We start from the raw sequence: 889 nt of genomic DNA on the forward strand, positions 1-889 counted from the left end.
CGCCCAGACAATTGGCTCCCGCTCAATCCGGGTGACCTGCTCGGAAGAGCCGGATGCGGGAAATCCGCACGTCCGGTTCTGTGAGGGTGAAAGCCAGCAATGGCCGATCTACTCGACTAGGCTTCACACGAATCTACGAAGAACCATTATTCCATTTTCTCCATGATTTCATCGCGGCGGGCAGGATCAATGACCCAGCCCAGCAACTCGTCATGAGTGGCGTGCCGGATCATATAATCCCGCGCACGCTTCTTATACTTCTCCAGGGGATTGATGATTTCCCTGGGGATGACATCCTGTGCCAGCAAAGCCCGCATGGACTTGGGTACCTGCTTGACGCCCAGGATGGCCTTGATATTGTTTTCTCCGGCCAGCCGCATGGTGCTGACCAGGGAAATTTAAAGAAAGGCATACAAGGCGCGGCTTCTCAGAAGAGAAATCAACACGAACTTCTGGAGGCCGCTGTGGACGTGAAAGGATATAGCCGTATCCCCCGCGAACTGTGTTATTGGATAACATTTTTGACCGAAGCGCTACCCCTAAGGTCAGTGGGCACATTCATCGAATTGCTGATCGGGGCCATGCTCAGTCCTGCGGGTTTTGTGACAGAGGCCTATCTGGTGGTCACCATGCGCAATCACTGGACAAGTTATTACAAGTGGTTACAGGAAGGCCGCTGGTCATGGTTGGCTCTGTCCAGACAGTTTGTCCGCCTCATCATGAAGGTGGTGAAACAAGATGTGATCCATCTGGTGATTGATGATACCTTGACCCTTCGGGCTTCAAAAAAAGCACCTGGAAGTCAGATTCATCATCAGCATGGCAACAAGCCCAATTTGGCGCGCTATGTCAGAGGTCAATGCTGGGTCAGTCTGGCGTGGGTGATTAA

The 889-nt window shown here is 52.5% G+C and carries 2 protein-coding genes; one reads left to right on the forward strand and one right to left on the reverse strand.

Annotated elements, in window-relative coordinates; translation table 11 throughout:
• Positions 1 to 146: 146 nt before the first annotated feature.
• A complete protein-coding gene (locus ACOCD2_RS22530) occupies positions 147 to 380 on the reverse strand; it encodes a hypothetical protein (protein ID WP_293650276.1) in 234 nt (77 codons plus the stop codon).
• A gap of 84 nt (positions 381 to 464) precedes the next feature.
• On the opposite strand from ACOCD2_RS22530, the gene ACOCD2_RS22535 reads away from it, so the two are divergent.
• Positions 465 to 889 (forward strand): transposase (locus ACOCD2_RS22535; protein WP_419626171.1); only part of this gene is annotated, 425 nt, incomplete at its 3' end.

Source organism: Thiolapillus sp. (assembly GCF_048562965.1).
Lineage (GTDB): Bacteria > Pseudomonadota > Gammaproteobacteria > Chromatiales > Chromatiaceae > Thiolapillus > Thiolapillus brandeum_A.